This is a genomic window from Streptomyces sp. 3-6, from assembly GCF_056323165.1.
Map to the genome: position 1 here is coordinate 21,334 of NZ_JBWHZP010000033.1, position 7,352 is coordinate 28,685.

The following is a 7,352-nucleotide window of genomic DNA, read 5'->3' on the forward strand; positions in this document are numbered from 1 at the left end:
CCCCGTGGTTCTGTCCTATGGCTCGATTCTCCCGCACACGGGGACGGGTTCCGGCCGCGGGTGGCGGTGACGGGCGGCGGAGGGGAGTGGAAGACCCGTGGACGGGTTCCGGGGACGGAGGACCGGCGGACGGTCGGAACGCCGGTCGACCCGGCCCCGTCAAGGCCCCGTCACGGCCCCGTCCCCCCTCCTCCGGTCGGTCGGTCGGTCCGCTCAGCCGGAAAGGAGGAAGGGGACGGGGGGACGGCCGGGTCGGTCCTCAGTCCCGTTTGCAGATCCGGTCCAGGAGGTTGGCCGTGGCGCGCTGGATGCGAGGGTCGACGTGACCGGTCCGGTCGAGGGCCGGGGACCAGGCGCAGGTCCCCGAGGCGAACACCCACGCACCGGACGGCGCCCGGTACAGCGAGGTGTCCTGGTGCCGCCGCACGCCCTCGCCGTCGGTGTACGGGGAGTGGGCGAGCAGCACGCGCTCCTCGTGCGCGGGCAGCGGGGCGCGCGGGAAGTAGCGGTCTGCGCCGCCCGCGACCAGCCCCTGCAGCGGGTCCCCGTCCCCGGCGCCGGTCGCCTCCCACAGCCAGTGGTCCGCGTTGCGCACCACCAGCGGGTGCGGCTCCGGCACCGGGCCCCCGTACTGGATGCCGAGCACGTGCTGTTCCGCACGGTCGCTCTCCCGCCACAGCAACGGCCTGCCCGGGCTCCGGCGTCGCCGGCAGGTCAGCAGGCGGTCGGGGACACCGGACGGTGAGGGTCCCAGCTCCACCTGCCGGTACAGGCTTCCGGCGGAAAGGAACACCAGCGAGGTGCCCTGGTCGCGGGCGCGCTCCACGGTGCGCCGCATGGGCTTGGACCAGTACGCGTCGTGACCGGGGAAGATCAGGCCCCGGTGGCGGGCCGGGTCGACGCGGCCGGCGTGCAGGTCGCGGGCGTCGGCGTACCCGAGGTCGTAGCCGTAGCGCTCGGCCCAGCGGATGACGTCGTAGGCGTGCCCGATGTGCGGCGGGAAACCGTCCCCCGCGTAGGGGCGGTCGAAGGAGACGGTGGTCGCGGCGTCGGCCTCGCCGAGGAGCCGGCCCTCCTCGTCCCAGGCGTGGTGGAAACTGGCGCCCGTACGACCGTCCCCGGGGTAGAGGTTGTACGCCTGCCAGGTCACGTCCGGCAGGACGAGGAGCAGGTCGGCCGGGCGGTCGTCGCGGACCGTGAACGGGATGTGCGAGCGGTACCCGTCGGCGGTGGTGAGCACGGCCACGTACGCGCCGACGCTCCAGTACGACGGGACCGGGAGCCGCCAGGACAGCCACCAGTGGTGGCAGGAGACCGTGCGGTCGGCGGTGAGCGGCGGAGGCTGCACGATGCCCGACAGACGCGGGCTCGACGTGATCTTCGTGCCGCCGTGACCGTTGTAGTGGCCGATGCGGTACACGTCGACGGCGAACTCCTGGGGCGGGTCGACCGTGATGTGGAAGTCGATCGACTCGCCGGGGGCGACGCCGCCGGCCGAGGCGAAGCCCTTGATCTGCCGGTGCACGTCGTCGGCCACCCGGGGCCCGACCGTGCCGAGGTTCCCGGCGCGGGCGTCCGCGGCGCCGGGGCCGGCGGCCGGTGGCGCCAGGTACCAGGGCGCCGGGACGGCGGCACCGCCGTCCTGCTGCTCACCCCCGCGTAACCACGGAAGGGTCCCGGGGTTGCCCCGGGCGAAGGCGTCGTCGACGCTGTGTGCCCCGGCACCCGGCGTCCCGCGGCGGTTCCGATCCGCACCCATGGTGGCTCCCCTCCTCGCGCACCCGGCCCGCCCTCTATGTGCTTGTCGTATGTCGCAAGCTCTTGCCAACGAGCGTGTGAACGGTCCCAGCACATCACATAACGCACGCACCCCGTCACCGGTCGTTGCGAATTGACCGAAAGCGGAAGGTTGACCTCCGGGGCGCGAGGTGGCGTACGGGGCGTGCGGCGGGTGGTGCGGCCCTTCGGCCACCGGGCCGACGGAGCGGAACCGACCCGGCCGGGCGGCCAGGACGACCGGCGGCGGAGACCGTCGGCAGGCCGAGAAGGCTCGAAGCAGACGGCCGACGGCCGACGCACCGCCCGGCCGAGAGAGAGCGAGAGCCGGGCCGGGACGGCCGGACACCCGGTACCCGGCCACCCAGTCAGCCAGCCGGCCAGACAACCGGTCGGCCACACGAGCCGGTCCGGAGGCCGGGTCAGCCGCCCGCCGGGGACGTCCGGACGCGGAGACAGCCGCCGCCAGGTCGAGGCGCTCGGGCGAGCCGCCGTACGGTCCGCGCAGTCGTGGTCCGAGCGAGGCAGTCACAGTGCGGTGCGGCCCGGGCGGTCATGGCCCCGTCGGGGCAGACACGGTGCGCTCCGGGCGGTCGCGGCCCGGGCGGCGGCTCACACCAGGCGGACCGGCTTCTCCGGCCGGATGCCCTGCCGGCACAGCCAGTCGCGCAGTGCCGTGGGGTCGCCGTCCTCGATGAGGCTCAGCACGTGGTCCGACAGGTCCGCGGCCCGCGCTCCGCCGACCAGCAGGACCGGTCCGTCGAGCCAGTCGAGTCCGGGGGTCGCGCCCGCGGTGTCCATGGCCGCGCAGCAGACCATCGCCGTGATGTGGTCCGAGAGCAACTCCCGCCCGGAACGCGGCGGCTGGAGTGGGAGGAGGGGGAGCGAGCGGTCGTCCCAGTAGGGGGCCGTCTCCGACGGTGCCGGGGAAGCGGAGCCGACGGGTGTCGTCCCCGGCGGGGCGTCGGCGCCCGGGGCGGTCGTGGGCCGCGCAGTGGCCGCGGCAGCCGCGACGGCGGCCTCCTCGCGGGCCAGTTCGGCGCTGAGCCGGGCGGCCAGGGCGGCGCTGCGGGCGGTGGCGCCGGCGAAGCCCTCCTCGTCCACGTCGACCACGGGATCCCCGGCGGGGGCGGACGGACGGCCCCGCGTGGGCGGCTCGGCGGAGTGAGCGGACTCGGTGGAGCCGAGAGGGACGGGACCGGCGGAACCGGTGGGGCCGGGGAGGCCCCGCGTCGGCGCATGCTGCGGGGCCGACAGGTGGTCCAGGACGCGGGCGAGGGTGGGGCCGTCGATACCGGGGGAACCGCCCCCGGCGGCGAGACGCACACCGAGCGCGTCCAGCACCCGGTGGAGGCGGGCCGCGTCGGTGCGCCACGTGCGGTCCACCACCTCGTCCGGATAGTCGCTCCAGTGGACGGGCGCCCAGTCCGGTCCGGTGTGCGCCGGGCCGCCGTGGAAGAGGCGGGCGGCGAGCAGCGAGACGGCCTCGTCCACCGCGCCCGGTTCCTCCAGCAGGTCACAGGCGGGGCGCTCACCGAGGCGGGAGGCGAACCCCTCCGCGAGACGGTCCCGGCGGGACAGCTCCGTCAGGGCGGCCACCACGCCGGCGCTGAGGTGGCAGGGCCAGCGGCCCATCCGCCAGGCGGGCAGCGCGACCCGGGTGAGCAGCCGGTCCCAGCCCGCGTAGGCGAGCCCGACCTGCTCCTGGGCGACGATCCGCAGGCCGTAGTCCACCGCCTGGGCTCGCTCGGCGGCGGCGACCGCCACGCAGCGCTCCATCTCGGCGGCGTGCACCCGGCAGCCGCGCAGCAGGGCCCGCGCCACCCAGGCGACACCCGCCAGCACCCCGCGGAACACCGGCCCGCGGTGCGGCGCGGAGGTCACGGCGACCGCGGCGTCCAGCCCGCGCACGAAGCGGCGGGCGGCGGCTATGTCCGGGTGCGCCGACGGCCCCGTACCGGCGACGACCGGGGCCAGCACCGCGCGCAGCTCTCCCACCCTCATCCACCACAGGAACGGCGAGCCGATGACCAGCACCGGCGCGGCACCCGACCGGCGCGACGGATACCGGCCCCCGCCGGCTATGTCGTCATGCTCCTCGGCCGGGGGCAGGCCGTGGGCCCGGTGCGTGCGGTCCTCCAGCCAGCTGTCGCAGTCGGGGGTGAGCGCTATCGCGGACGGGGCGGGCACGCCGAGGCGCTCGGCGAGGTCGCGCACCATCCGGTACAGATCGGGGGCGGCGTCCTCGGGGACCGGCACGGTGGGGCTCATGGCCGGGCGCGCACGGGCCACCAGCAGGGCGACACCGGCGGCGGCGAGCAGGGCGAGCACCGCGGCGGGGACGAGCACCAGACGGGCGGCGTCCCAGCCCGGCCCCACGAAGTGGCCGGTGGACACCCCGGCGAGCAGGATGACGGCGGCGGCGGCCGGAAGGAGCGCGACGGCCAGCGCCCGACTGCGCACCCGCAGTACGGCCACGGCCCGGGACCGCGCGGCATGCGCGCCCGCCTCCACACCCATCCCGCTTCCGCTCATGGTCCGGCCCTGACCCCTCCCGTCGGCACTGCGGCTGTCCTGGCGTTGCTCACTCCCCCACTGTGGCACCCGGCACTGACATCGCAATGCCGGTGGGCCAAGTGCCGGAACACATGCGCGGCACCATAGTTGGGGCCCCGGCCCTCGTCAGCCGGATGGCGGATCGCTCACCCGATGGAATGGCTTTGGGCAAAGGTGGCTGACGATGGCATGCCAAGGGCTCCCCCGTCCCGGACGGATGTCGGTCCCCGCACCCGAGACGGGTCGCCGCGTCCTGAGACGGTTGCGGAGCCCGACGGGTTGTCCGGGTGGCCGGAAGCCGCCGGTGGACGCGAAGCGCCCCGCGGCCATCCGGCCACGGGGCGCCACGAAGCCCCGCCGTCGACGGGCCGGGACGCACGCCACGGGCCCGCGGGTCGTGGCGTATCCACAGGCCCCGTCAGGAGCAGCACTTCGTTCGGCACGGACGGCGGGACGTCAGCCCCGCGCCCCGCGCACACACACCCATACGCCCACCGCACGGCCGGCAGAACGCGCTCCGCCCCCTCCCAACGAAACCCAGCCGTAACCGCAGACACCGACGCCGACGTGCACGCGGACGCAGACACCGACGCGGACGTGCACGCGGACGCGCAGACGCAGATCAGACGCAGACGCAGACCCGGAAACCGACGCCCGCGCAGCCGCCCATACGGACACGGACGCGGACACACCCCCGGCTACAGCCAAGGCCCCGGCCAAAGGGCCGGCCCCAGCCCTCCCCGGTCCCCGTCCGGGCAGCTGGCCGGAGCCACCGGTCGGCGAGGTGGGCGCTGTTACGGCGTGCGCGTGGCCACCTCGGCCACCGCCTCGGCCGCGACCTGTGCCGTGCGCACCGCGTCGACGGCCTGGGCCGCCTTCGCGGCGATGTCGGTGCGGTGCTGCGCGCCGTCGAGCCGGATGCGCCCGACCGCGCGGTAGGCACGGTCCCGGGCCTCCGCGAGGTCCTTGCCGACGGCCGTGACGGACAGCACGCGGCCCCCGGCGCTGACGACCACGCCGTTCTCGCTCCGCGTCCCCGCGTGCAGCACGTACGCGCCCGGGGCGTCCTGGGCGACGACCTCGTCGAGCCCGGTGATCGGGTCACCGGTGCGGGGGGTGTCCGGGTAGTTGTGCGAGGCGACGACCACGGTGACCGCGGCGTCGTCGCTCCAGCGCAGCGGCTCCAGGTCGGCGAGGCCACCGGTGGCCGCGGCCATCAGCACCCCGGCCAGCGGGGTCTGCAGCCGGGCCAGGACGACCTGCGTCTCGGGGTCGCCGAAGCGGGCGTTGAACTCGATCACGCGGACCCCGCGCGAGGTGATGGCGAGACCGGCGTAGAGGAGGCCGGAGAACGGGGTGCCGCGGCGCCGCAGTTCGTCCACGGTCGGCTGCAGCACCGTCTGCGTGACCTCGTCGACCAGCTTGGGGTCCGCCCACGGGAGGGGCGAGTAGGCGCCCATGCCCCCGGTGTTCGGCCCCTCGTCACCGTCCAGGGCGCGCTTGAAGTCCTGGGCGGGCTGGAGCGGGACGACGGTCTCGCCGTCGGTGATGGCGAAGAGGGAGACCTCGGGGCCGTCGAGGTACTCCTCGATCACCACCCGCCCGCAGGACCCGGCGTGCGCGGCGGCCACGCCGAGGTCCTCGGTGACGACGACTCCCTTGCCCGCGGCGAGCCCGTCGTCCTTGACGACGTAGGGGGCGCCGAAGGCGTCGAGGGCGGCGCGCGCCTCCTCGGGGGTGGCGCAGACGTACGACCGGGCGGTGGGCACGCCCGCCGCCGCCATCACGTCCTTGGCGAAGGCCTTGGAGCCCTCCAGCAGCGCGGCCTCCCGGGAGGGGCCGAAGACGGGGATGCCCGCCGCGCGCACGGCGTCGGAGACCCCGGCGACGAGCGGTGCCTCCGGGCCGACCACCACGAGGTCCGCGCCGAGCCGGGTGGCCAGGGCGGAGACGGCCGCGCCGTCCAGGGCGTCGACCTGGTGCAGCTCGGCGACCTCGGCGATGCCGGCGTTGCCCGGGGCACAGTGCAGCGCGGTGACGGCGGGATCGAGGGACAGGGAGCGGCACAGGGCGTGTTCGCGGGCGCCGCTGCCGATGACGAGGACCTTCACGGCATCAGCCTAACGGCAGAAGCGGACATCCTTTGTGCGGGCTTCCGAGGGAGCCCGCCGCCCGCGTTCGTACGTTCCTCCAGTCCGCCGCCGTCGGCGGGTGCCGGCAGTCGCCGTCCCTCGCCGTCGCTCGCCGTCCCGGTCAGTCGTTGCTGATCTCCTCGACCACCGTCGCGCCCAGCTCGCGGACGATCAACTCCTTCCCGGACAGGGCGGATTCGTCCAGGTCCGGGTCGTCGTCCTCGGGGATGTCGTCCTCGGGGGACACCGGCGGCGGTTCCGGGGCGGCGGCGGGTCTCGGCGCCGGGGCCGGGGAGCCGTGGCCGGGCGCCGGCGCCACCGGGGCGGCTGCGGAGCGCACGGGCCCGTCGCCTCCGGGCCCGGACGGTGCCGAGGCCGGACGGGGCGCGGAGGGACGCGGCGCGCCCCCGCCCCCGTACCCCGCACCGGGGCCCTGGCCGACGCCGCCTCCGCTGTGGCCGCCGGACGGACCGGACGGGGCGGGGCCCGTGCCACCGCCTCCGGAGGGGTCGACGACCGCCTCGATCCTCCACTGCACCCCGAACTGTTCCCCGAGCGCCTGCCGCAGCACGTCCTCACTGCCGCTGCTCAAGAAGTTGTCGCGGGCGCCCGCGTTGACGAAGCCGATCTGGAGGGTGGCACCGTCGAAGCCGGTCACCTGGGCGTTCTGGCTGAGCAGGATCCAGGTGAACCGGCGGCGGTTCTTCACCGCCTCCAGGATGTTCGGCCAGAGCACCCGCGGGTCGAGCCCGCCCCCACCGGACGGGGCCGGGGACGGGGCCGACGGCGCCGGCCCCGCGGGAGGCGCCGCGGGTGCGGCGGGGGCCGCGGAGGCGGCGGGAGCGGCCGGGGGCGTGGGCTGCGCGGGCGGCCGGGTGCCACCGCCCG

General features: G+C 76.0%; 3 protein-coding genes and 1 pseudogene. All 4 read right to left on the reverse strand.

The features are described 5' to 3' along the window. Positions 1 to 259: 259 nt before the first annotated feature. On the reverse strand, positions 260 to 1,759 hold the full coding sequence (locus AC02VZ_RS25475) for a N,N-dimethylformamidase beta subunit family domain-containing protein (protein WP_476476495.1): 1,500 nt from the start codon (positions 1,757 to 1,759) through the stop codon (positions 260 to 262). Between the two features lie 629 nt (positions 1,760 to 2,388). Next, positions 2,389 to 4,311, reverse strand: coding sequence for a M48 family metalloprotease (locus tag AC02VZ_RS25480; protein ID WP_476476496.1), 1,923 nt, complete (start codon positions 4,309 to 4,311; stop codon positions 2,389 to 2,391). Positions 4,312 to 5,126: 815 nt separating this feature from the next. Next, the gene (gene purD / locus AC02VZ_RS25485; protein ID WP_476476497.1) at positions 5,127 to 6,443 is read right to left on the reverse strand and encodes a phosphoribosylamine--glycine ligase; all 1,317 of its coding nucleotides are present in this window, start codon (positions 6,441 to 6,443) and stop codon (positions 5,127 to 5,129) included. Between the two features lie 142 nt (positions 6,444 to 6,585). After that, a pseudogene (locus AC02VZ_RS25490) lies at positions 6,586 to 7,352 on the reverse strand (DNA polymerase III subunit gamma and tau); the annotation flags it as partial.